Origin of the sequence: Rhodopirellula bahusiensis, assembly GCF_002727185.1 — a bacterium.
GTDB lineage: Bacteria > Planctomycetota > Planctomycetia > Pirellulales > Pirellulaceae > Rhodopirellula > Rhodopirellula bahusiensis.
The window spans coordinates 562,472-584,767 of record NZ_NIZW01000002.1; the positions used below are offsets into that span (position 1 = coordinate 562,472).

Consider the following 22,296-nt stretch of genomic DNA (forward strand, 5'->3'; position numbering starts at 1 on the left):
GTACTACGCAGCAAACCGCTAATTTGGTTGGCCGGCGTCTGGGATTTGTCTCGATCAGCGATTGATCGCACGCGAATCCGGTTCAGGTGGTCGTGGAATCAAACGCTTCGGCGTCGTGGCGAGCTTCCATCGCGCCGCTGTAGATCTCGTGAGCGACCAAGACGACCATGCCAACCAAGAGTGGCAATATATAGTAGATGACGCGAAAAATCAGGACGGAGGCCAGCACCGGCTTGCCGACCGTGTCTTTCAGCAGCGTCCAAAGAATCAGCTCGAGAACGCCAAGTCCGCCGGGGACTTGGGTGATCAGTGACACGGTGATTCCGACCAAGTAGGCCGCCAAGACGGTCGGAAACGGAACGACTGCGTCGCCGGGCATCACCAAATACAGTGCGGTTGCCGAAATCGTCAGGTCAACGATGGCAACGGAAGCTTGAGCGGTCGCCAGGCCCAGACTTGGCGGACGCAGGTGTAGTTTTCCGATCGGCCAAGGTTTTTGCCAAACCAAGCAAATGACTGCGTAGAAAACGGCAATCGAGAGCAGAATGGCTCCGAGCGTCCGGACGCCAAATGGCAAGTCGAACTTGGCTGGCAATTCGATCGGATGCAGAACCAAGACAACTCCGCCCAGCACGCAGACGCCTGACCAAAACGTCAGAGCCAGAACGCTCATCAGGGCCACGATTTGCCGGTGAGTCAGTCCCCAGCGGTGATAGAATCGGTAGCGAATGGGGGCGGCGGCGAGAAGCGTGCCCAGATTGTTTCCCAGTGCATAACCCAGAAACGCGACCAGGGAGACTCGCCGAAGCGGGAGGGCTCGGCACACATACCGAAGTGCCAAAATGTCGTAGCAGATCAGCAGACAGTAGTTCAGCGCCACCAGGAAGGTCGCAATGACCAAGTAAGTGGTGGGAACACCGGTCAACCCGGCGACGAAGTCATCCCAGGAAACCTTGTGAGCTTCGCCGATCAGCAGCCGCACGGCCAAGCCGAACAGCAGCAACGCCATGAACGGACCGACGAGCTTGCGGGGATCGAATTTCACGCAGGGTGGCTTTTTTCTTGGAGCCGCCGAAGGTCGCTAGTTCCAATTCGATTGGTTTTCGCGAGGTTCGACGTAACGGATATCTTGCAAATTCAGGCCCTCCAGACGCTTTTCCAGTTCCTCGAGCTCTGCTTCTTGTTGTTCCGGCGTTTTGTCGTTGTCGCGGGCCTCTTCGTCAAGCTTCCGTTGCTCGTCATCGGACTTCTTTTGCCGATCTTCACCCGAATCGGCTGTGCTTTCGTTGTCGTATCGCGATTGGTCGCGAATTCTTCGGTCGGCGGTTTCGGGATCGGTGCGGGCTTCGATGTCAGCGGCTCGAACGCCACCGGGATCGAAAACGCTGCCGACCCGGCCGGTTTCGCGAAGGGTTCGCTCCCAAGCTCCGCCATAAGCTGGATAGGCATCCATATCGCAATCACCGCACAAGCGGCAGCCGGTTGATGGGACCACCAGCGTGACCAGCAAGATCAGCGAAAAAACGGCGGAGGCGGTTCTTCGAGCGGACATGTGGGATCGGAGAGGTGAAAGGGGGGAGGTTGTGACGGGTGGGAAGGCGGACGGTCATAAACAAACGCGTCCGAGGCCAATTTCCCGGGGCTTGAGCTCGACGATTGGCAAGCGGTTTGCAAAAACGTCTGGGCACAAAACCCTCCACCATCCCCTATCGGAATCGACCTGAATTCGGGTGAGGCAAACTGGGGAGTTTTTGTCGATTATTTCGATTCGATGGATTTTTCCGTCAGAAAATTTGAAGTTCCGCTCAAGTTCGCTCTTCCGCGAACCGGGGCAAACATGTGACAAGAGCTTTCCCGGCGAGCAAGGAACGCTCTCAACCGGTCTCTTCTTTTTGTTCCGCTTCACGCAGGATGCCAGTGATGCCTCAGTTGATTTTTTTGGCGACCGCCACCAGTGCCATTGGCTTGCCCCTGATCGCATTGATCATGTTGATGGTCAGTAAATTGTCCGTAGGAGCTGCGGCCCGACGTGCGGAGCGTCGCTTTTTGGCATTATTGGTTATCATGACCGTGATCACGGCTCGCACTGTGACCACCAGCGAGCCGACTTGGTTGATCCACACGGTGACCTTGGCGGTCATGATCGTCGGATCGCTTTGGATCCCAGGCCAGCATCCACCACGAACCAATTCCTCACCCGAACACACGTCTCTAGCCGGTTCATGAACTCGACCACCGAATTGCCGTCCGACGCCATCGCCACCGTCCGAGTCATTCCCGGTGGTCCCGTCCGCGGTTCAATTCGGCCTCCGGGTAGCAAGAGTCTGACCAACCGAGCTCTGCTGATGGCCGCCTTCGGCCGCGGCACCAGCCAGCTCGAAGGCGCTTTGGTCAGCGAAGACACCCACGTCATGACGGATTCGCTGCGCAAGATCGGCGTTGAAATTGAATCGCTCGACGCTGGACGAACCCTCGTTGTGACTGGTGCGAACGAGGCCCCCGCGTCGGATTCGCCACACGATTTGTACATCGCCAACAGTGGCACGACCGTCCGGTTCTTGACGGCAGCTTTGTCGGCTTTTGGTGGCAACTATGTACTGTCAGGCGTCCCCCGGATGCACGAGCGTCCGATCGGTGACTTGGTCGACGCCTTGGCCCCGGTCGTGGACGGCCGCATCGAAGCGGTCTCCGATGGCGGATGCCCTCCCGTTCATATTCAAACGGCTGGTTGGGCGAAGCACGAACTGAGCGTCGCCGGCAGCGTCAGCAGCCAGTACTTGAGCGGATTGATGATGGCGGCGCCGTTGGCCAGTCGACGCTCAGGCCAGCCCGTCACGATTCGAGTCGTCGGCGAATTGGTCTCGCGTCCGTACGTCGAAATGACCGCGGACGCGATGCAAGTCTTTGGTGCCTCGGTCGAATTGCAGTGGCCCACCACGGCGAAAGGCGATGTGCTGGTCCAGATCTCCGGCGACTACGACGCGATTGGTTGGGGAATTGAACCGGATGCTTCCGCAGCCAGCTATTTCTGGGCAGCCGCGGCAATTTCTGGCGGCGACGTGACTGTGAAGGGGCTCAGTCGAGCCGCGACCCAAGGCGATGTGGCGTTCGTTGATGTCCTGGAAATGATGGGATGCCAAATCGAAGAAGACGACGACTTCATCCGAGTCATTGCGACTGATTTGCCGCGCGGCCAGCTCCGCGGAGTTGATGTGGACATGAACGCGATCAGCGACACGGTGCAAACATTGGCGATGGTGGCTCTATTTGCGAATTCACCGACTCGCGTTCGCGGTGTGGCCCACAATCGATTCAAGGAAACGGACCGGATCGGCGACTTGGCCTGCGAACTTCGCAAGCTCGGGGCGACGATCCAGGAGCACGAAGACGGGATGACGATTCATCCACTAAGCGAACCGGCGGTCAGCGAAAGCAGTCCCGTGCGGCTGGATACCTACCACGACCACCGAATGGCGATGAGCTTTTCTTTGGCGGGATTGCGACTCGGCGGCGTCGAGATCGAGAACCCCGCCTGCACCGGGAAGACTTATCCGAACTATTGGTCGGACCTGGAGCAGTTGATCGGCCGGGCTCATCACTGGACGGCGGAATAAGCCAGGAGAACAGAGATGGCTCTCTTAGTGACCTGCGACGCCGGCGGCGACCGGATCCCAGAATCACTGCGCGAGCCGCTCGCTCAAGCTGGCATATCGAGCGTCATTCCGGGCATCGAGCCATTGATCAACGAGACGTCGATCAACGAGTCATCGGTCAGCCGCGATGACCCATCTCGGTTGTTGATGCCACCAATTGATCGCGAAGCGGGGTTAGCGGCACGTTTGATTGCCGATCATGCGGAATGCGATTTGATAGCAAACCCTTATCGAGCGGACTTGGTCGACGTGGGTCGTTCCGTCCACCACCGCAATCTCTTCCGGCCATCGGTTCGCAAGTTGCCAGCAAAAGTACGCAAGGCAATTCTTTCTGAGATCCGCACACCCTATCGCGAGACCGTGCGGCGACGGATCAGTGAGATGTTGCTGCAGTATCCCTACGTCGTTCATCTGTCGATTCGCACATTCGCGGCTCGAACCGCGTCGGGGCAGTGGCAGCGAGGCGACGTCGGGCTGCTGTACGATCCCGGCCGCGCCGACGAGCTGGATTGGTGCTTGGATTTGTCGGACGAGTTGTACTTCGCGATGCCGGACCTGCGTGTCCGCCGCAACCATCCCGGCCGCGGAACCAACGATTCGTTGACGAAAGCGATGCGAAAGCACTTCTACGACGTGCACTACTTGGGCGTGGAGGTCGTACTGAATCGTGCCTGGGTGGCTCGTCCGGTGCTTCGTCGACGCGAGGTATTGCGAGTCTTGGCCAACGCAATTCGAGAAGTGACTCCGGAAGCGACTCCCCAAGCCGCCTGAGTCCACTATCAACCTGTCCGCAATCAACCTGTAGCTCGGTGGTCCCCCACCGAGCTACGGAACTTGTTTCCGTTTGTTCCGGTTGCCGAACCTATCCGCCCGTGACCTTTTCGTTTGAATCGGTCGTCCGTTGCGGAACAAAATCTTGCGGGAACCGGGAGTTCCGTTGCCGATCAACTCGATAGGCACCCGCATGAAGCGATCGACGGTGCCATTTCATGGACGAAGCTGGAATGTTCTTTTCCCCCCCAGCCTTCGAGTCCTCCTCATGCGAAATCTCACCCTCGGCACGATCATCGTTGTCGGTGGCTTGCTCGCGGCGATCCCATTTCGTCGCGACGCGGTGCATCCTGAGTCTTCAGATCCCAACGCTTTGGCGACCGGTCCGACGACGGCCCCGTTTGCGATCGCCACGTCCGATCCTTTGAGTCCTCCCTGGGACACGGAATCATCCGTGGCCGGGCAAGTGGCCTCCTCTTCCAGTCCATCCCAAGCAACGGGCTGGCCAAATCACCGTGGGCCCGATCCGCCCAGCCAGGGTTACGCCGCACCGTCCCAGTCGGCGGCTTTTGCAGCGACCGGTCCGAATGCCATTCCTTCGCAGCAACCTGCGCGTCCGCGTCGCGACGGGCGTTTGCCGCTGACTTACAACGATTTGGCCGTTCCGCTCAGCAACCCTCATTTCCCCGACCGACGCTTCAACGCGTTGTCGAGTTCGCCTGCCAATCCGATGGCACGTCAATCAGTTCCGCCGGTTGGCATGGCCGAGGCTCGTGTGCAGGGGACTTCGCCAGCTAATCAGTCACACGTCGCGGCGGATCCACGCGTGGCAACTTCGTCGAAATCAGCATCGGCTCCCGTCGCCCGCGAAGAATCGACTCCGGCACAACTAGCGAGTTCCGGCCCGGCTTCTCAAGCGATTCCGGATGCCCAGCGGCAAGTCCTTCGTCCTCCGACCTTGGATCTGCATGGTCAGAACGCTTCGCAGCAGCCAACACGTTCGCGTTCGTTCAAGATTCCTGAAGTCGAAATGCCCGCTATGCCGCCAGCACCCAGCGTGATGGAACGCCAGCGTCATTGGATCCGGCAACCAGAGTGAGTGCGATTGGTACTTCGCCAACCCGGCAATTGGTGATGCTTCGAAGCAAGTACGCAGCCGTCTTCGCTGATGTCAGCCGTTTGGTGTTAGCCAGGGTTCCCACGCACAACCAACGCTAAGGCACAAACGGCTCACGGGATTCACCCCACTCGTTCCAGCCTTCCTGCTCAATCGTGATCGCCAATGCACGAGACAGCGGCTGGGCGCGAGCCCTCTGGTGACGAACCGGGCGGCTCGCTCCGCTCCGCTACATCTTGTTTTCTGCTACCCACCGCTATGTCACCTGCCCAATTTCACACGAAACTCGCGCAGGCAGAAACACACTGGGCAGGTCAAGCCCGGTTTCTTATGAAACCAGTCTTGTTTCGCGAGCTTTGTTTCACCTAGTTTCCCGCTTGTCCAAGGTGTTCCTTGGTCAGTCGGCAAACGGACTTGCCGGCAATGTGATTCATCCGATTCGGACGCATAGAACGTGGCGAAGATTTTGTCAGTCGTGAACCAGAAAGGAGGCGTTGGGAAGACCACCACATCGGTCAACCTATCCGCCGCCCTGGCCATGTCTGGCAAGAAAACCTTGTTGGTCGACATCGACCCGCAATGCAACGCCACCTCTGCACTGGGCCAATCGCCCGCCGCACATCATGGATTGACGGGAACCGAGTCGCTTCCTGATTCGATCGTCGAAACCGATGTGCAGCATCTCGGGTTGTTGCCCGGCAGTCGTTCTTTCCACGATGCGGACATGCTTGCAGAAACCGGCGATCGATCGACCGCTCGACTTCGCAAGCATCTCGACAGTGTGATGGAAGAATACGAATACATCTTGATCGATTGCCCGCCCAGCGCGGGAGCCATGACCGAAACGGCGCTGACTGCCAGCACCGAAGTGTTGATTCCGATCCAGTGCGAGTACTTCGCGATGGTTGGTGTCACGCAACTGATTGGAACGATCAAGAAAGTCATCACTGCCACCGACGGACGTCTGACCTTTGGCGGCATCCTGCTGACAATGTATGACGAATCACTTGAACTGACCCGCGAAGTCGACGAAGAGGTCCGAGACTTCTTTGGCGACATCGTTTTTGAAAGTGTCGTGCCACGGGACGTCGCATTGTGCGAAGCCCCCAGTCACGGCCAAACCGTTTTCCAGTACGCCCCGCGAAGTCGCGGCGCGTTCGCTTATACCCAACTGTGCATGGAGGTACTGCAACGTGACTAACGCGACAACCAATCGAACCAACACCAGCAAAGCACCCGCTGGCAAAGACCGCCGCCTCGGAAAAGGCTTGGCTGCTTTGTTGGGTGAGCCAATGGACGACATCGTGCCGCCAGGCGAAACCAACGATGCCCCTAAGCCTGGCATCCAATCACTCGAGTTGCCAATCGACTCGGTCGAAGCCAACCCGTTTCAGCCTCGTCGCGAATTCAACCCAGACGAGATCGCTTCGCTGGCCGAATCGATCAAGAACCATCAACAGCTGCAGCCGATCTTGGTTCGCATTGTTGACGGTCGTTACCAACTGATCAGCGGCGAACGTCGCCTGCGTGCGACCATCCACGCGGGCTTGCAAACGATCCGCGCCGAAGTTCGCGAAGCCGACGACCGTTTGGTTGCTGAGCTGGCGATCATCGAGAATTTGCAACGCAAGGACTTGAACGCGATCGAAAAAGCGATGTCATTCAAACGCTACATTGACGAACACAAATGCAAACAAGACGACTTGGCTCGTCGATTGAGCATCGACCGAAGCACGATCGCCAACCTGATGCGTTTGTTGGAACTGCCTCAACCAATCGTTGAGATGGTTACCAGCGGCGAATTGACCGCGGGACACGCTCGAGCATTGTTGCCGATCGGCGAAGTGGAAGTCCAAGTCGTCACTGCGAAGAAGATCCTCGAAGAAGGATGGAGCGTTCGCAAAACCGAAACCGGCGTGGCGGAATTGCTGCGTGCGGAAGAGGACAGCGACACGGGCCTGAAGGTCACCAATGTCTCTCGCCAAAAACGCAAACCAGTGCCGCCGCACATCGAAGCGATGCAGCAAGAGATGCGAATGGTTTTCGGTACCAAGGTCGAGATCAAAGCGTCGGCACGAAGTCGCGGCAAGGTCACGATTCACTTCAGTGACGCCGAAGAGTTCGAACGCATTCGTGGGTTGCTCGGCAGCGTCAACCGACCTCAGCTTCGCGTCGCGGGCTGATAAAGTTTGGCTGAGCTGAAATCGCTGAGCCACCGAAGATTCACCTGGCCGGCGTGGTGTCGCAGATTCAGTCTGTCACCACGTCGGTTTTTTTATGCGCGCGTCGAGTTCTAGTTTGGTTCCGACGTCGCGTTTCCGTAGGTTGGGCTCCCAGCCCGATGAGCACCAGCATAACTACCAGTCTCCACACTCCACGAAGGAAGCCGTACAGCTTTACTTCACCCTCCCAGAGGTTGTGCAGATATTAATTGCTCTGTTCGTGGCGTCTTGCGAACCCCGCCCGCGCAGGAGGTCGTGCGGTTTTCAAATTGTTGTATTGCCACGCGATTATCATCACCCTCCCCTTGGGAGGGTCGAGCGAAGCGAGGGGAGGGCTCAGCATTGAATTCGGCGCGTAACCCTCCCCGGCCCGAAGCGGCCCGACCCTCCCAAAGGGAGGGTGAAGTAAAACTGCACGACACTCCCAAAGGGAGTGTGAAGCAAAACGGGGCGACCTCGAAGCGGGGCGAGGTGAGCCAGGGCAATTTGAACTAGAGCGGTTGCTTCGTCGGGCTTGGAAGCCCAACGTACTGGGTGGACGAATGTGGCGTGGGTTTGCGCTCCCCCGGTGGGTCGATCCGGCCAGGCAAACTTGTTGGGGTGATGGGGCTGGAATTCCTGCGGTTGCCGGGGTGAAAACCGCTCCTGGGCCTACGTGGGCGGTACCCCGCCGTCTAAAATACAGTGCGCGAAATTCGGCAGGTGTGGCCGATGCTTTCGCGGGTGATGCCCCCTTCGGACTTGTTGATGTCCAGCCTGATTGAAACGATTGAAGTCGACGCTGCTTTGGCAAAACGTTTGTCAGAGATGCCTGCCGATTCACAAACACTGACGCTATCGCTTGATGCGATCGCCAGTGGTGGATCGCCCGCTGGCGTTCTGCAGCATCCAAGCTGGGCTATGGCGCCGCATACCTCCACACCCTTGTTGGCCCCGAATTCCGATGGGACGGAGTCGGGGTTAGCTCAAACGATCGAGGTATCCGAAAGCAGCGGCTTGGTCGAGGACAAGGCCGCGGCCTCGGGTGAGCAGATGGACGGCCAGTCCAAGCAGCCACAGGCGCTGGCGAAGTGCGAAGGCTTCTTGCCGCCACGTCGCGTTGCGATGTTGAGTTCGGATCCGACCAAAGCGGATTGCTCGTCGTTGAAGGATGTCGAATATCGATTGGTCGGAACCTTGGGTAGCGGCGGCACTGGGATCGTTTACCAGGCTCACCAGCGTGCGATCGATCGCGAGGTGGCAATCAAGGTGTTGAGGCGAGAGCTAGCTTCGGACGCTTCGTCACGAGGACGCTTCTTGGCTGAGGCTCGCGTGATCGGTGCGTTGGATCACCCCAACGTGATCGCGCTGCATGATCTATGCATCGACGATGAAGGACAGCTGTTCTACTCGATGAAGCGGGTCGACGGAGCGAGCTGGGATCAACAAATAGACACGCTTTCTTTGGAAAAAAACCTCAATATTTTGCTGCGAGTTGCCGATGCGATTCGTTACGCCCATTCGCGAGGACTGGTCCATCGCGATTTGAAGCCCGAGAACGTGATGCTCGGTCGCTTCGGCGAAGTCCTGGTCGCTGACTGGGGGCTCGCTCTCAGCAAGTCGTCCTTGACTCCTTCGGCGAACGAATCCAGCACCGATTCCAATCATGCGATCGGTGGCACGCCGGCTTACATGGCGCCGGAACTAGCCGCGGGCGATCTGTTCGGGATCACTTACGCCACCGACATTTACTTGCTCGGTGCGATCTTGTTTCGTGTTGTCACGGGTTTCCCGCCGCACCACGGCAAGAGTCTGTTGGCCTGCATTCGTGCCGCGGCTCACAACAAAATTGAACCCATTCCAGAACACCTCGGTGACACCGAGTTGGAACTGATTCAAATCGCTCTCAAAGCGATGGCGACGGAGCCGCTGGATCGGTTCACTTCGGTGGAGGAGTTGATCGAAGCGATCGAGGGTCACCGTTCTCACGAAGCCAGTGATCGATTGGTGCGTCGCGCGAAACGTCGTTTGGCTGAAATCGACGAGATGGATGCTCCCGAGGTGGTCGTGAAAGAAGGCGGCAACTCAGGATTGCGAGCGGATCGCTACGAACGTTTCGCGGCCGTCGACGCGTTGCTTCGCGAAGCCATCGAGATTTGGCCTGACAACCGTCGTGCGATCGACACTCTTCGCAGCACCCAACTGGAGTTTGCTCGAACGGCAACGGCTCAGGGCGACTTGGATTTAGCATTGGTGCTGTACGAGTCCGCTGGGAAGTCCGACAGCGAAGCGGCCGCGCGAGTTCGTAAAAAACGTGATCGTCGTGAACGAGTCCGTGAAAGCCAGGCCAAGTACTCGACGTTGTTCACTCATTCGCCCGACGCTGGTTTGTTGATCCGGTGGTCCGATGGTGTCGTGATGGAAGCCAACACGGCGTGCCTGGACATGTTGGGTTACGAGAAGGAAGAAGTCGTTGGCGAAAAGATGACTTCGCTGTCGATCTGGGCGTGCCCGATGGCTCGTGAAAAGTTCATTGACCAGTTGGCTCGCGAGGGCCAGATCGACAACTTCGAAACTCAGTTTGTGCCCAAGGAAACTTCGCTGCAGCAGCCGGTATGCGACGACAAAGCGGTCGATGTCAGCAAGGTTTCTGGGTTGATCGATGTGTTGATCAGTTCTCGGACCGTCCAGTTAGGCGGCGAAGAAATGTTGTTGTCGACGGTGCGAGACATCTCGGCACGCAAAACCGCGGAACATGATTTGGAACATTCTCGTCGCCGCCTGCGAGACCTTCAGCGTCTGGCGGGGTTAGGTAGTTGGTCGTTCACTTTGAAATCGCAAGCGATTCACTGGTCCGATGAGGCTTACCGATTGACTGGACGAGAGGTGCATCGCGGGGCACCCGATTACAACGAATTGATCGCGTCGGTCCACCCCGACGATCGCGAAAAGCTTCAAATGGCCATCGAACGCAGCGTGACCCAAGGGACTTCCTACCAGTTGAAGTTCCGCTACCGTGACGACCAAGGCAAATATCGAAAGCTGTTCACGCGAGGGAATCCGGTGTTCGATGCGGATGACAACGTGATCGAGATCTACGGCATTTTGCAACACGTCGCTGCGGGAGGTGGCTGATTCGGTCGTCTCGCGTGAAGGTCGGATTTGTTCGTCCAACGTTGCGGTCGTGTTTCGCTATGCTGAGTTTGGTTTCATGACCGAACGAAACACGCTTTTGTTTTGTTGACCCGCCCTGCCCTTTTTCGTCCCCTTCAGTGCCCTGACTTCGCCGACCCAATCCACCGTCCTGCGTTACACGCAATCCGATCCCGACGTGCGGCTGATGCTGCGCGTGAAAGAGGATGATGCGGGCGCGTTCGAAGAGTTGGTTCGTCGTTACCAAGCAAGGTTGGTTCGGTTGATGCAACACCTGGCACCGCGAGGAGACCTGGCTGAGGACTTGGCCCAAGAGACTTTTTTGCGTGTCTACCGCGCTCGTCAAAGCTACACACCCGGCGCCAAGTTCTCGACTTGGTTGTTCACGATCGCGGGCAATGTCGCTCGCAATTCAAAACGCACGGCGGCGCGACGACATGAAACCAGCGAAGTCGACTCGCCGCGCGGCGCGGATGATTCCGGCGATGCCCCGTTCTTGGCGGTGACCGCAGTGGACAGCAGCGGTTTGATGCCGACTCGCCAAGTCGAAGGAGATGAAAGAGCGTCGATCGTTCGTTCGGCCGTGGCGTCGTTGAATGAACGTCAACGGATGGCGTTGATTCTGTCTCGGTTTGAAAACATGAGTTACGTCGAAATTGCCGAAACGATGAGCCTGAGCACCAAGGCGGTGAAGTCGCTGCTCAGCCGGGCCCGCGTGAGTTTGAAAGAGGCCCTAACGCCCTACATCGAATCGGGACAACTGGGTGGGACGTTCGATCCGGCCATGTCGATGCCGTCCATGCAAATCGAGAGAAGCACCAGCCAAACTGCCGGCGAAATGATCGAGGAGGAGCCATCATGAACGACCCGAATCGCTCGCTCGACAACCAAAGCAAAACGACATCCGGCCCCACACCCAACGACACCGGTCAAACATCCGGTGACAAGACCGTCTCGATGGCAATCCCAACCCAAGACCAAACGCGAATCGACCAGGGCTTTGAGCCGGACGATATGACGCTGCGCGAGATGCCGGTCGACCGCGATGATGAGCAGTTGGTTGCCTACTTGGATGGAGAACTGTCGGGCAAGGAACGGACGGAACTCGAAGACCGTTTGATCAACGAGGAATCCCTGCGTCTGCGTCTACAAGGGCTGCAGCGAGGGTGGGACATGCTGGACGTCCTTCCAACTCCGGTTGCGGATGAACATTCCGTTCAAACGACGTTGGAAATGGTGGTTCGCGATCTCACTCGAGCCTCCATGGGCACCGAAGCGGCAAGTTCAATCAATGGGAACGTCAGTTCGGACACCCTGCCCCAACAACGCCGGCGCAAGTGGACGCGGCGGCTTCTGGTCTTTGGCGTGCTGGCACTGATTGTTTCATCGCTGGTGACTTGGCGATGGCAAGCGATGTCTCATCAAAACCAAGTTGCCGATTTGCCGATCGCGATCGATCACCAAGCCTACGCCAGCACCGATGACTTGGAGCTTGTACGCGATCTCGCGAAGTCACGGTTGTGGTTGACGCTCTCCAGTCGTTCGGCGACCGAAGACTTGGAAAAGTTGGTTGACCAGTATGGCGGCACGAATGAGTTGCTCGAAGGCATCAAAGAATTGGATGAAGAGCAACGTGCCACCGCGTACCGACGCTGGGACACGTTCAACAATCTCTCACCCCAGGCACGCGCGACGACGCGTCAACGCGCCAATCGAGTCGCCGAGGCCGAGGATTCAGCTGAATTACTGACGACGATGCGGGCATACTCGCGGTGGAAAGAACAGCTCAGTCGCGACACGTTGGCGTCGATCGAAAATCAAACCGGCGAACCACGATTGCTTGCGATCGAAGAAGGTGTTCATGAAACAATGAGCGTCATCGGACGCGTGACGGCCAAGGGGTTGAGCGACGAAACGGTCGAACGGATCGCGTTTACGATGCGGCAAATTGTTCAACGTCGTGTCGAGGACCGTGAACCCGCGGCAACGCGGATGATGGAAGGGTTTCACCGTTGGAACGGCCGCAATGCAGACGAATCAATCGGGTATCACTACATTGCTCATTCGATCGTTGGTGACTCTGGACGACGTCACAATTCGAGAGACAAGAAACGAGGTCCTGAGTCGCCGCCGTTGTCATTGAGTGAGCTGCATCAGATTGAAATCATGTTGCCGCAAGATGACTTGGAATTGCTGCGAACCGTTTCCACCAACGCTTGGTTCCGATCGATGGTCATTCGCGACTGGGCCGAAGAAGCCTTGCGTCGTCGCGGTCGCCCTGATTCCGAGCTGAAGACGTTGCAGCAGGCCTACCAAGAAACCTCCGCCGACCAGCGAGAAGAGTTGGATCTATTGCCACCCGAAGAAGTCCGCGACCGACTGCTTCGCCAATAGCCAGGCAATCGACCCAATCAGCCGCAGGTTTCAAGCCGCGGTTCTCTTTCACATCAGCCGCCCGGCCTTAGCCGCGGCTATCAGTACGTAAATTAGCCGCGGTTTTCGTCCGCACATGATTCCACGCTAGCATCGCCCCCAATCCTTCCGGCCAGTCCCATTGTGTTGCTCAGCCTCTTTGTTCGGCGCACCCAACTCGCGTGAAACTCAAGCACGTGAATTTCTTTCTGACTTGATCTTTTCGTCTCAAGTTTGCTACCCCGAAAGCCGACGCACCGGCGATTGCCGCTGACGCTACGCAATCGCTTCGCAATTCACGGTTCCACTCGGAACCTCGGAAGGCTGGATAGCACATGAACGACAACACGAATCGACACCGCTTTGGACCTGCAGGCCTGTTGCTTTGCGCATGCGTGGTCATGTCCTGCGCGGTAATGCCAAGTATTGGTTTGGCACAGGAAGCCAATGAGAAATCGAAGTCCAGCTTCTTCCCGTTCCCGATTCGGTTCGGCATGAAATCCGATGCGGAGATCAAAGGCAGGACCGATGCGTCTGAATCCAAGACCGCAACATCTACCGCCAAACAGACGGCATCAGCTTCGGGCACATCCCCGCGACGGATTCCGGTGGAACGTAACCTTGGTAAACCAAAACACGCCGCGTTCGATGATTCCAACGAAGACAGCGGTGAAAATTTGTCGGTGGTCCAGGTTCAACACATCGATGTCGGTTCCATGCGATCTTCTCGCAGCAAATTGCCTGCGGACGGACGCGTTGTCGTTCCTGGCACGGATGGATTGCCGCATTTCGAAACGCCTGGCGAAGTGACCAGCGTCGAGATTTTGGATGCCGATGGAAATCCAATCAGCAGCGAGCTCGAAGAAGGCGAATACTACTACGGTTCCCAACCTGCCCCGGTCCGAGTCGGCCAGCCACTGCCGGGAACTCTGACGGTTCCTGCACGAACCGCGCAGGCTCCGATGAACAACTTTGTGCCGCACTCGGTGGACGGCGAAATGATCGACGGAGTTGTCGTCGACGGGGAATGGATCGGCGAAAATGGAAACTACGTCGGCGACATGGGCGAGACCTACATCGAAGGCGAAAGCGTTCTGATGGAAGGTGGCTCGCACGGCCATTCGACCGCCTGCGATGAATGCGGTGGCGGATGCGTTGGTGTCTGCGATCAACGAATTGACGCTCGCATTCGAGTGCTGGCCCATGCTTTGTCGGACCCGCTGCACGATCTTTGGATCCGTGCCGACTACATGCAACTTTGGGTCGATGGACAACACGCTCCATCGTTGGTCACCACCGGAGGCGCCGGAACCGCTCGCGATGACGCTGGCGAGATCGGGCAGGTCGGAACCGAGACGCTGTATGGCGGAATGTTGGGTGATGACAGTCGCGCGGCCGGACGATTCGAAATTGGTCGCTATCTCGGTGACACCGGTCTGGCGATATCCGGGTCGATTTTGTTTTCAGAAGATATCTCCAGCCGTTTCTCGGCCGACGGTTCGCAGTACTCCATCTTGGCTCGTCCCTACGTCGACGTGACTCCGGGCGGGATCAATAACGGCGAGGCCGCGGATCTGATTCAATTCAACAATGATCTTCGAGGCAACCTCTCCGTTGACTCTTCGACTGAATTCGGCGGCGCGGACGTCTTGATGCGAGCATTGTTGATCAACCAACGTGGTCGGCAAATGGAATCGTTCGTTGGCTATCGCTTTTTGCAACTGGACGACCGGCTGACCATTCAGGATGAACGGCGGGCGCTCGTCGACGGCGGCGGCATGCAAGCCGGTTCGTTGTTGGAGCAGACCGATGACTTCTCGGTGGAAAATCGTTTTCACGGTGCAACCATGGGGATCCGCTCAACCACCTCCGGCCCCGTCTGGTCATTCAACACGGCCGTTCAGTTGGGAATTGGCGTGACGCACAGCAGCGTGGCGGCATCGGGAGCGTCGGTCAGTACCGAACCGCAAGCGGGCGGCGGCGTGATCACCAGTCGTTCCAACACCGGGTTGCTGGTTCGTTCGACCAATTCAGGGGTGCGAGAATTTGACGAGTTGGCGGTGGCTCCCGAGATCCAATTGTCTGTCACACGGCATTTCTGGAATGACTGGGACGTCACGATCGGATACCAATTCCTTTATCTCAGCCGAGTGATGCGGGCGGCGGAACAGATTGATCCGTTGTTGAATCTCAGCGATTTGTCGATTGGCGGATTCGAAGGAAGCCGCCGTCCTGATCCCGCGGGAACGTACAACGATTTGTTGGCACATGGGATCACGTTTGGGGTCTTCCACCCCTTCTGAGGCAACGGGAAAGCGAGAGGAACTCCAAGTAAACTCGGCAAAATCGGAGCCTTCGACCGGCCGGAAAAAATTCCGCAGCGAACCCGACCGAATCCGCCAGACTCCTCTTTAGCAACCAAGCAACGCGTGCTAAACTTCCCGCTCAGTCGCACCCACTACCCCGTGGTGTAATTGGCAACACAGCTGGTTTTGGTCCAGCCATTCTAGGTTCGAGTCCTAGCGGGGTAGCTAACGACACAATCCCCAGTGATCCAGAGCAATCAACAGCCTGTTTCACTGGGTTTTTTTGTGCCTTGATTGCTCCTGAATGCTGGTGATTGGTGCTGATGACATCGCCACGAACACCGCCAGTTGTCGCGGTGTCGATTGGATCGCCTGTCAGTGTTGTTGAACCCGCTGCGAAGTCATCGTTGATCACCACCTCATCGCATGCTCAGGCTCGTTTCCGAACAGAAGGCTATTCGCAGTTTGATCGCGTTTCCCAATTGCAAAAAGCCTCAAGCGAGCGGAGGCTGCCCAACAGCTTCGAAGTTCCATTAGAAGGTTTGGTTGCTCTACGGAATCATTCGTCCAGTCGGGAAAATTCTTGTTATTTCCGTGCTTTGAGAGGGCCTGCCATCACGCCGGGCATGGATTCAGCGAGAGGACGGGAGTGAATCCACCGGGATCAATCGGCGGATGGAAACGCGGGGAGCAAGCCGCTTCGGGTATTGTTGCTGGCGGCTACGGGGCGTCAATAGTTCGTCGATGCGAACCCTCAAATGGCGAAGCATTCAATCGCATGGACAACTTGTCGCACTGTTGAAGGAGTCCGTCTTTCGAGACAACTCTCGGTGCCGTTGTCACCTGGGCGTCCATTCGGAGAGTCTTGCAGAAAGCCGTGGGACCACCTCCCTCATGGCGTTGTCGGACGCCTGGATGTCGGTGCAGAGTATTTCGATCTTTTCCCCGACCGAAGGTATCTCGCGTCGTGAAAAACTACTGCCGTTCCAGTTGCCGCTCTGTTGGTCAAAGAACCTCGAGTCGGTTCTTCCGTTTCCGTGCTCAATCAGATGCCGGATACCAAATGTGATTGCAACTTGCGGCCAATGACGGCCAGCGATCGAAGGCAGCGACACGCCGGTAACTTCTTGAATTGCTTTGCCGAGACGCTGTAATCCGTGTCGAGGGACGAGTTGATCCACAACAAAGTTTCGAAGATCCTCGACTGACGCCAGATTTGCGACTTCGGCCAACGCAACCTTCTCGGAGTCTCCTATTCGGATGTGATCGAAATGTTCCAGCCAAACCTGTCGCAAGCTTCGCGCAAGGAACAATTCGAAATTGGTCTTAAGTGCAACGAAATGGATGTCGTTGACGAATTGCTGCCGTTTCTCTTCATTTGTGCCCTGCAACTTTGATGACAACTCCTCGTTGGGCGAAGTAAAGGCGCATGCATGCGAGACCATCACTCGGTCGAGATGCTCGAGGCATTTGGTTTTGTAGTACTGGTGCGACGTGATCATTTATCTGAAGTCCGCGAGAATTGAACGTCTTTGAGCGGTGGTGGACTGGCGGGAACGCAATCGCGCGGACAACTCGTCGAGCTGCGACAAAAGGACCGACACCTTCGACACGATCCGCTTTTGTTTAGGCATCGCGGTGGCTCCTCAGTTCTTCAACACGCGCAGTCAATACTGCGTTGATTTGATTGAAAGCCTCATCGACTAGCGCTTGATCTTGCGGTGTGATCCGCGTTCGCCCTCCACTTAATTCGATCCAGTTGAGGATTTTCTGCCGACGTTCATCGAACAGTTGAGTCTTTCCTCCGCATTTCTGTTCGAGAAATTCCGACCAATCCGATGCGAGCTTTTCGTCGCCGTTACAGATGTTGCATGAGAGGATTAGGTTGCTTAGGCCGTTGACTCCTCCTTCAGACTCTGCGACCAGATGATCGTTATGGCCAGTGCGTGATTTCCTGTCGATCTTTATGCCACAATAGGCACATGCAGAATTGAAGTATCCCCAAAGCCGGTCAATTTCAGCGTCCGTCGGCTTTGGGTCTAGAATCCTCTTTAGGGAACTTTTGATTGCCCTGCGGGCTTGTGGTACGGTCGTCATTCCGTGCCCTCCAGGATTTGATGGATGAGGGCGGTGAGGAGGGCGTCGGTGTTGGACTGGCGGGAACGCAATCGCGCGGACAACTCGTCGAGCTGCGACAAAAGGACCGACACCTTCGACACGATCCGCTTTTGTTCGGCGAGAGGCGGGACGAGCATCTCTATTGTTTTCAAATTCGTTGCGCTGATGCCGATGTTTCCAGCCGTGGTTGCACAGAACGACTCTATCTTTTCGCGAGATTGTTGAGCATTCAATGCGTACGCGGCGTATCGAGGCACGAGCCTTTCGAGGTCAACTCGAAAACGAATGAGCTTGTCGGGGTAAATCTGTTCCGTTCCCAATTCATTGCGGTACAGCGAGAACTTTCCGACGTAGTGAAGGTTGCCGTTGAATCGGCACGCCAAGAGATCGTCTTTCTGAAGGTTGAACTTCTCTCGTTCGGCGTCGGTCAAAACCGACCATTTGTGGTCGGTTTCTTCGACATAGAAGTCGCCCCGTGATGTGCCGGCGCTGATTCGTAGGACCTGAGTTCCTTCGGGCGTGTCCGATGGCTTCTTCGAGTAGCCGTTCAACGAGTTTTCTCGAAGCAAATTGCCGAGTGAATCAACCGTCGCCGGTTCGTCGTTTGGGTCTTGGGGGACGAGTTTGCCTTGGACGGCGAGCTGGAGGATGGACTGGCGGAGGTGGGCGGGGCCAGAGGGCTGGTCGAGCAGGACCTCGAAGTGATCGCTCAGACGCTGCCAGCTACTTTTGAGCGTTTCCCCTGTCGATGTTTCCCGTGATGTGCCCGCTGGCAAAGGCGCGGATGCCGAGGTCAGGCTCGCAAGCACGCTGCGGCTGGCTCGCTCTCGCACACTCTCTCGCGACCGCCGCTGCGATTCCAACGTATCGCACAACGACATCAGACCCTCCACCTTCGACACGATCCGACGCTGTTCGGCTAAGGGAGGAAGCATCAGTTGGAGGCGGCGGACATCCTCTAGTCCAAGACTGTTCTTGATTCCTCGCTGAGCGCCGTGAAGTTGCGACAGAGCTGAGCGGGACGTAAAGAACGTCGCGAGGTATTCGGGATCGACATGCTTGGAAGGCCGCGTTAAAGCGATGTGTTGATTGATGTGAGCCGCCTCGAACCCCTGCGGTATCAAACCGACCATTCCGGTGTCGCCCGTTACAGAAATCAGGATGTCGTTCGCCCGCACTGCTGTTCGTTTTGTTTCTGTTGTGTCAGGGGGCGTAACGCGCTGGAGACTACTAAGGTCGAGTTTCGTTGTGGCATAGTCCAAGTTGCCAATTCGCAAGAAGATCGGGCCATCGTCGGAGTAATACTTCGCCCAGCCGCGTGAGCCACTTGTAACGAAAGTCAGCAACTGCCCCGCACGAACAGTTGCCCAACCAAGCGGAACCGATTCCTCATCTTCCTTGATTGGCGGGAGCGGTTTGGGCTTTGGAATCTCTTTGGCTTTGACTAACACTGCAACTTCTTCGGCGATTCGCTCAAGTGCAAAGCTTGCGGCCTCATCATTCGGGTCTTGACTAATGAGCTTTCCCCGAACGGCCAGATCAAGCATCAATTCGCGCAGCTTTTCGACTCCCTCCGGCAACTCCACAAACGACTCAAGGTTGTCGAAGAAGGGCGATAAGCCGGGATTCTGGCTAACCGCTTCCTGCCACTGCGGCGACTCCCACGGTGGAGGCTCCACTTGCGACGATGCGGAGGCGGATTCTTTTCCCTTGCCTGCGGCGACGGCGGATTTTTTTCCTACTGGGGCGGCACTCATGCGCTTGCTTCCCGGTGGCTTTCGCCTTGTTCGACTTCGACTTGGATGTCAGCAGGTGCAACCCATTTGAAAATTCCCTCGACGCTTGCCGACTCGCTGCGGGCGAGACCGCTGGCGACTTTCCCGGTGGGAGTGTGTCTTAATTGGCTCATGCCGATTCACCTCCACTGGAACTGAGCGCGGCGGCGAGTTCACTCTTGAGCTGGTCGAGCGTCTGGCGGCTGGCGGTGCGGATCGAAGCGAGTTCGGCCAGCAGCTCGTCGGGATCTCCGGGGCCGGTGTCGGCGCTGTGCGGGTTCTTGATGTCGAGGTTGTAGCCGTTCTCTTTGATCTCGGCGGCGGAGACTTTCCATGCCAGCTCGCTCGCTTTGCGGCCTTTGAATCCGCCCCGCGTGTCCGGCTTGCCCCACCACTTCTTCTCCGCGTCAAACTCTTCGATGCGGATGGGCTTGGTTTTGTTGTAGCTCTTTGCGCCGGGCGGGTACGGATGCTCGTAGAACCAGATGTCTTTTGTGGGCGTGCCTTTGGTGAAGAACAGCAGGTTGGTCTTGATGCCGGTGTAGGGATTGAAGACTCCGTTGGGCAGGCGGACGATGGTGTGCAGGTTGCACTCGTCGAGCAGCCGCTCCTTGATCCGCGTTTTCACGCCTTCGCCAAACAGCGTGCCGTCGGGGAGGACGATGGCTCCGCGCCCGCCGTCCTTGAGCAGGTGCATGATGAGGACGAGGAACAGGTCGGCGGTTTCGCGGGTTTGAAACGCTTTGGGAAAGTTCAGCTCGATGCCGTCCTCTTCCATGCCGCCGAACGGCGGATTGGTGACGATTACGTCGACTCGATCTTTCGGGCCGTAGTCTCGCAGCGGTCGGCTGAGCGTGTTGTCGTGGCGGATTTGCGAGGGGACGTCGATGCCGTGTAGGAGCAGGTTGGTGGTGCAAAGGATGTGCGGCAGGTGCTTTTTCTCGACGCCGTGGATGCTGGCTTGCAGGGTCTCTTCGTGGGCGGGCTTTTTGACTTGGCCGGTTTCTTCACGGATGTAGTCGATGACGGCGGTCAGGAAGCCGCCGGTGCCGCAGGCGGGGTCGAGAATTCGCTCGCCTAGCTGCGGGGCGGTTTGCTGGACCATGAACTGGGTAACGGCTCGCGGGGTGTAGAATTCGCCCGCATTGCCTGCTGACTGGAGGTCTTTGAGGATTTGCTCGTAGACATCGCCAAATAGGTGCCGATCTTTGCTGTTGTTGAAGTCAATCTCGTTGATCTTGTTGATGACCTGCCGCATCAACGTGCCGTTCTTCATGTATTGGTTGGCGTCGTCGAAGGCGGATCGGATCACAGCGGCCCGTGGATTGGCTGCTGAGACGGTCAAGGCTTTCAGTGCGGGAAGCAGCCCGTTGTCAACGAAATCGAGCAATGTTTCTCCCGTCATGCCTTCATCGTCGGTTGCCCAGTTCCGCCATCGATACTTGTTGGGGATCGGCGATTTGAAGTCGTCTTCAAGCAGTTCCTCTTCGGTCTCGCGATCATCGAGGATTTTCAGGAAGAACATCCACGCGATCTGCTCGATCCGCTGGGCGTCCCCGTAGGTGCCCGCGTCCTTGCGCATGATGTCTTGGATGGATTTGATCGTGGTAGAAATGGACATGTTGGACTACTTCCCTGTGGTGCTGTCGATGCCGAAGTTTTGGCACACTCTGTCGATCGTATTTTGATCTTTTAGTTTGCAAGCCGTGTGCGTGATGGCGAACAAACCTGGCTCCCAAAACGCATCTTCCCGATCCACGGTTTTGATCCACTCAACACGAACCACGTTGGAGCACATGTCAGGATCTCCTATGTTCTGGCTCATGTCTTTCGCAGACAACGGCGCGTCGAGCAGGCGATTTGTCTTTGTTCCGTCCTGCACCATGAAGGTGTCGATGGTTTGGTTTTTTTCTGTGACGATGCCTACGCCAACGTATCCTCGCTTCGGAATCAACACGAACACCCGCGAGCCCACAAACAGATGATCTAAAGTCCGGGTGTACCATCGTCCTCCGCTGCCAGTAACGAACCCGTAGTTCAGGCAGTCATCCCAGTTGGCGTCATCGTATTCGCCCAGCGACACATAGAAGTCCTGCCCGTTCCAAGCAGAGTCGGCGCTAACGCCCTGTGCTGCTTGTTTTTGCCGGATTTTGATCTGATACGCTTCCGCTTCCGGAAGTGGGATGATTGTTTGGACGTCCAGAAACAGTTCATCCTTGGTACCGTAGGGCTTGATCCGAACGCAGGTGATGTCGATTCCCTGCGATCGCAGCCATAGGACCGACGTCGTTATCTCTTTGGAAAACTCGGCGGATGCCAAAACGATCCGTACGTTGTTTCCGAAGTCATCTTCGCAGGGTTCATCCCAACCGAGGAAGTTGAGAATGACATCTCTCGCTGATCGATTGTCTCCGCGTTTCGCAAGGTAGTTCGTGAAAGTCTTTTCCGCGTCCGTGAAGGTCATGGCACTGACCATGGCCGCGTACCGGAGTGACTGTAACTCCATGTGCCCACCATCTTCGGATCGCTTCAGTTCGACGACAACGACGTTCGCATTTCGATCGATGGCAAGCAAGTCGATTCGTCGCTTGCTGTCGTCCCAATCGCTGAACTCTTCAGAGATCACGAGCAGGTCCGGCGATGCTACGAGTGGGTCCGGATTGAGAATTTCTATCCGATCTTGCAGCAAACGCTGCAGGTCAGCCCGTTCGGAGATTTGGACCTCGGCAAAGCTGGTTTTCGGGAGAGCCACGATGTCATCTTGGGTGTACCGATAAATGGTCATCTTGT

General features: G+C 57.0%; 17 protein-coding genes and 1 tRNA gene. 10 read left to right on the forward strand and 8 right to left on the reverse strand.

What is annotated here, in order from left to right; translation table 11 throughout:
* Positions 1 to 82: 82 nt before the first annotated feature.
* From CEE69_RS04855 to CEE69_RS32755, 3 genes are all read right to left on the reverse strand, one after another.
* Positions 83 to 1,045 (reverse strand): putative bifunctional lysylphosphatidylglycerol flippase/synthetase, encoded by a 963-nt coding sequence (locus tag CEE69_RS04855; RefSeq protein WP_099259571.1) that lies wholly within the window; start codon positions 1,043 to 1,045, stop codon positions 83 to 85.
* A 36-nt stretch (positions 1,046 to 1,081) separates the two neighbouring features.
* Entirely contained in the window at positions 1,082 to 1,552 is a 471-nt protein-coding gene (locus tag CEE69_RS04860; protein ID WP_099259572.1) for a hypothetical protein, read from the reverse strand.
* A 373-nt stretch (positions 1,553 to 1,925) separates the two neighbouring features.
* On the reverse strand, positions 1,926 to 2,141 hold the full coding sequence (locus CEE69_RS32755) for a hypothetical protein (RefSeq protein ID WP_199169791.1): 216 nt from the start codon (positions 2,139 to 2,141) through the stop codon (positions 1,926 to 1,928).
* An 81-nt stretch (positions 2,142 to 2,222) separates the two neighbouring features.
* On the opposite strand from CEE69_RS32755, the gene aroA reads away from it, so the two are divergent.
* From aroA to CEE69_RS04925, 10 genes are all read left to right on the forward strand, one after another.
* Positions 2,223 to 3,614: a 3-phosphoshikimate 1-carboxyvinyltransferase gene (aroA, locus tag CEE69_RS04875; protein WP_099259574.1), complete on the forward strand. Its 1,392-nt coding sequence runs from the start codon at positions 2,223 to 2,225 to the stop codon at positions 3,612 to 3,614.
* Between the two features lie 27 nt (positions 3,615 to 3,641).
* The gene (locus CEE69_RS04880; protein ID WP_099259724.1) at positions 3,642 to 4,424 is read left to right on the forward strand and encodes an N-formylglutamate amidohydrolase; all 783 of its coding nucleotides are present in this window, start codon (positions 3,642 to 3,644) and stop codon (positions 4,422 to 4,424) included.
* A 268-nt stretch (positions 4,425 to 4,692) separates the two neighbouring features.
* A complete protein-coding gene (locus CEE69_RS04885; RefSeq protein WP_099259575.1) occupies positions 4,693 to 5,523 on the forward strand; it encodes a hypothetical protein in 831 nt (276 codons plus the stop codon).
* A gap of 472 nt (positions 5,524 to 5,995) precedes the next feature.
* Positions 5,996 to 6,742, forward strand: coding sequence for a ParA family protein (locus tag CEE69_RS04895; RefSeq protein ID WP_099259576.1), 747 nt, complete (start codon positions 5,996 to 5,998; stop codon positions 6,740 to 6,742).
* Positions 6,735 to 7,724, forward strand: a complete 990-nt coding sequence (locus CEE69_RS04900) for a ParB/RepB/Spo0J family partition protein (protein ID WP_099259577.1) — start codon at positions 6,735 to 6,737, stop codon at positions 7,722 to 7,724. The genes CEE69_RS04895 and CEE69_RS04900 overlap by 8 nt, the downstream gene beginning before the upstream one ends.
* Positions 7,725 to 8,489: 765 nt before the next feature.
* Entirely contained in the window at positions 8,490 to 10,877 is a 2,388-nt protein-coding gene (locus CEE69_RS04905; protein ID WP_099259578.1) for a protein kinase domain-containing protein, read from the forward strand.
* A gap of 169 nt (positions 10,878 to 11,046) precedes the next feature.
* Entirely contained in the window at positions 11,047 to 11,757 is a 711-nt protein-coding gene (locus CEE69_RS04910) for an RNA polymerase sigma factor (RefSeq protein WP_099259579.1), read from the forward strand.
* Positions 11,754 to 13,289, forward strand: a complete 1,536-nt coding sequence (locus CEE69_RS04915; protein ID WP_099259580.1) for an anti-sigma factor family protein — start codon at positions 11,754 to 11,756, stop codon at positions 13,287 to 13,289. Before CEE69_RS04910 ends, CEE69_RS04915 begins: the two co-directional genes overlap by 4 nt.
* A gap of 353 nt (positions 13,290 to 13,642) precedes the next feature.
* Positions 13,643 to 15,610: a BBP7 family outer membrane beta-barrel protein gene (locus CEE69_RS04920; protein ID WP_099259581.1), complete on the forward strand. Its 1,968-nt coding sequence runs from the start codon at positions 13,643 to 13,645 to the stop codon at positions 15,608 to 15,610.
* 156 nt (positions 15,611 to 15,766) lie between these two features.
* A tRNA-Gln gene (locus CEE69_RS04925) sits at positions 15,767 to 15,838 on the forward strand.
* Positions 15,839 to 17,239: 1,401 nt separating this feature from the next.
* On the opposite strand, the gene CEE69_RS04940 is transcribed toward CEE69_RS04925, so the two are convergent.
* The 5 genes from CEE69_RS04940 to CEE69_RS04955 are packed head-to-tail and all read right to left on the reverse strand — an operon-like array spanning position 17,240 to position 22,291.
* Positions 17,240 to 17,710: an HNH endonuclease gene (locus tag CEE69_RS04940; RefSeq protein ID WP_099259584.1), complete on the reverse strand. Its 471-nt coding sequence runs from the start codon at positions 17,708 to 17,710 to the stop codon at positions 17,240 to 17,242.
* Positions 17,707 to 19,488 carry a restriction endonuclease subunit S gene (locus tag CEE69_RS04945; protein WP_099259585.1) on the reverse strand — a complete coding sequence of 594 codons (1,782 nt, stop codon included), beginning with the start codon at positions 19,486 to 19,488 and terminating at the stop codon, positions 17,707 to 17,709. Before CEE69_RS04945 ends, CEE69_RS04940 begins: the two co-directional genes overlap by 4 nt.
* Positions 19,485 to 19,640: a hypothetical protein gene (locus CEE69_RS32375; protein ID WP_158230958.1), complete on the reverse strand. Its 156-nt coding sequence runs from the start codon at positions 19,638 to 19,640 to the stop codon at positions 19,485 to 19,487. Before CEE69_RS32375 ends, CEE69_RS04945 begins: the two co-directional genes overlap by 4 nt.
* Positions 19,637 to 21,127 (reverse strand): type I restriction-modification system subunit M, encoded by a 1,491-nt coding sequence (locus CEE69_RS04950; RefSeq protein WP_099259586.1) that lies wholly within the window; start codon positions 21,125 to 21,127, stop codon positions 19,637 to 19,639. The genes CEE69_RS32375 and CEE69_RS04950 overlap by 4 nt, the downstream gene beginning before the upstream one ends.
* Before the next feature lie 6 nt (positions 21,128 to 21,133).
* Positions 21,134 to 22,291: a PDDEXK family nuclease gene (locus CEE69_RS04955; RefSeq protein ID WP_099259587.1), complete on the reverse strand. Its 1,158-nt coding sequence runs from the start codon at positions 22,289 to 22,291 to the stop codon at positions 21,134 to 21,136.
* Positions 22,292 to 22,296 lie beyond the last annotated feature (5 nt).

Coding starts and splice junctions, on each gene's coding strand:
- CEE69_RS04860 (WP_099259572.1), bottom strand. CDS start 1,552: ATGTCCGCTCGAAGAACCGCCTCCGCCGTTTTTTCGCTGATCTTGCTG.
- CEE69_RS32755 (WP_199169791.1), bottom strand. CDS start 2,141: ATGACCGCCAAGGTCACCGTGTGGATCAACCAAGTCGGCTCGCTGGTG.
- aroA (WP_099259574.1), top strand. CDS start 2,223: ATGAACTCGACCACCGAATTGCCGTCCGACGCCATCGCCACCGTCCGA.
- CEE69_RS04885 (WP_099259575.1), top strand. CDS start 4,693: ATGCGAAATCTCACCCTCGGCACGATCATCGTTGTCGGTGGCTTGCTC.
- CEE69_RS04905 (WP_099259578.1), top strand. CDS start 8,490: ATGCCCCCTTCGGACTTGTTGATGTCCAGCCTGATTGAAACGATTGAA.
- CEE69_RS04915 (WP_099259580.1), top strand. CDS start 11,754: ATGAACGACCCGAATCGCTCGCTCGACAACCAAAGCAAAACGACATCC.
- CEE69_RS04920 (WP_099259581.1), top strand. CDS start 13,643: ATGAACGACAACACGAATCGACACCGCTTTGGACCTGCAGGCCTGTTG.
- CEE69_RS04940 (WP_099259584.1), bottom strand. CDS start 17,710: ATGACGACCGTACCACAAGCCCGCAGGGCAATCAAAAGTTCCCTAAAG.
- CEE69_RS04945 (WP_099259585.1), bottom strand. CDS start 19,488: ATGAGTGCCGCCCCAGTAGGAAAAAAATCCGCCGTCGCCGCAGGCAAG.
- CEE69_RS32375 (WP_158230958.1), bottom strand. CDS start 19,640: ATGAGCCAATTAAGACACACTCCCACCGGGAAAGTCGCCAGCGGTCTC.
- CEE69_RS04950 (WP_099259586.1), bottom strand. CDS start 21,127: ATGTCCATTTCTACCACGATCAAATCCATCCAAGACATCATGCGCAAG.
- CEE69_RS04955 (WP_099259587.1), bottom strand. CDS start 22,291: ATGACCATTTATCGGTACACCCAAGATGACATCGTGGCTCTCCCGAAA.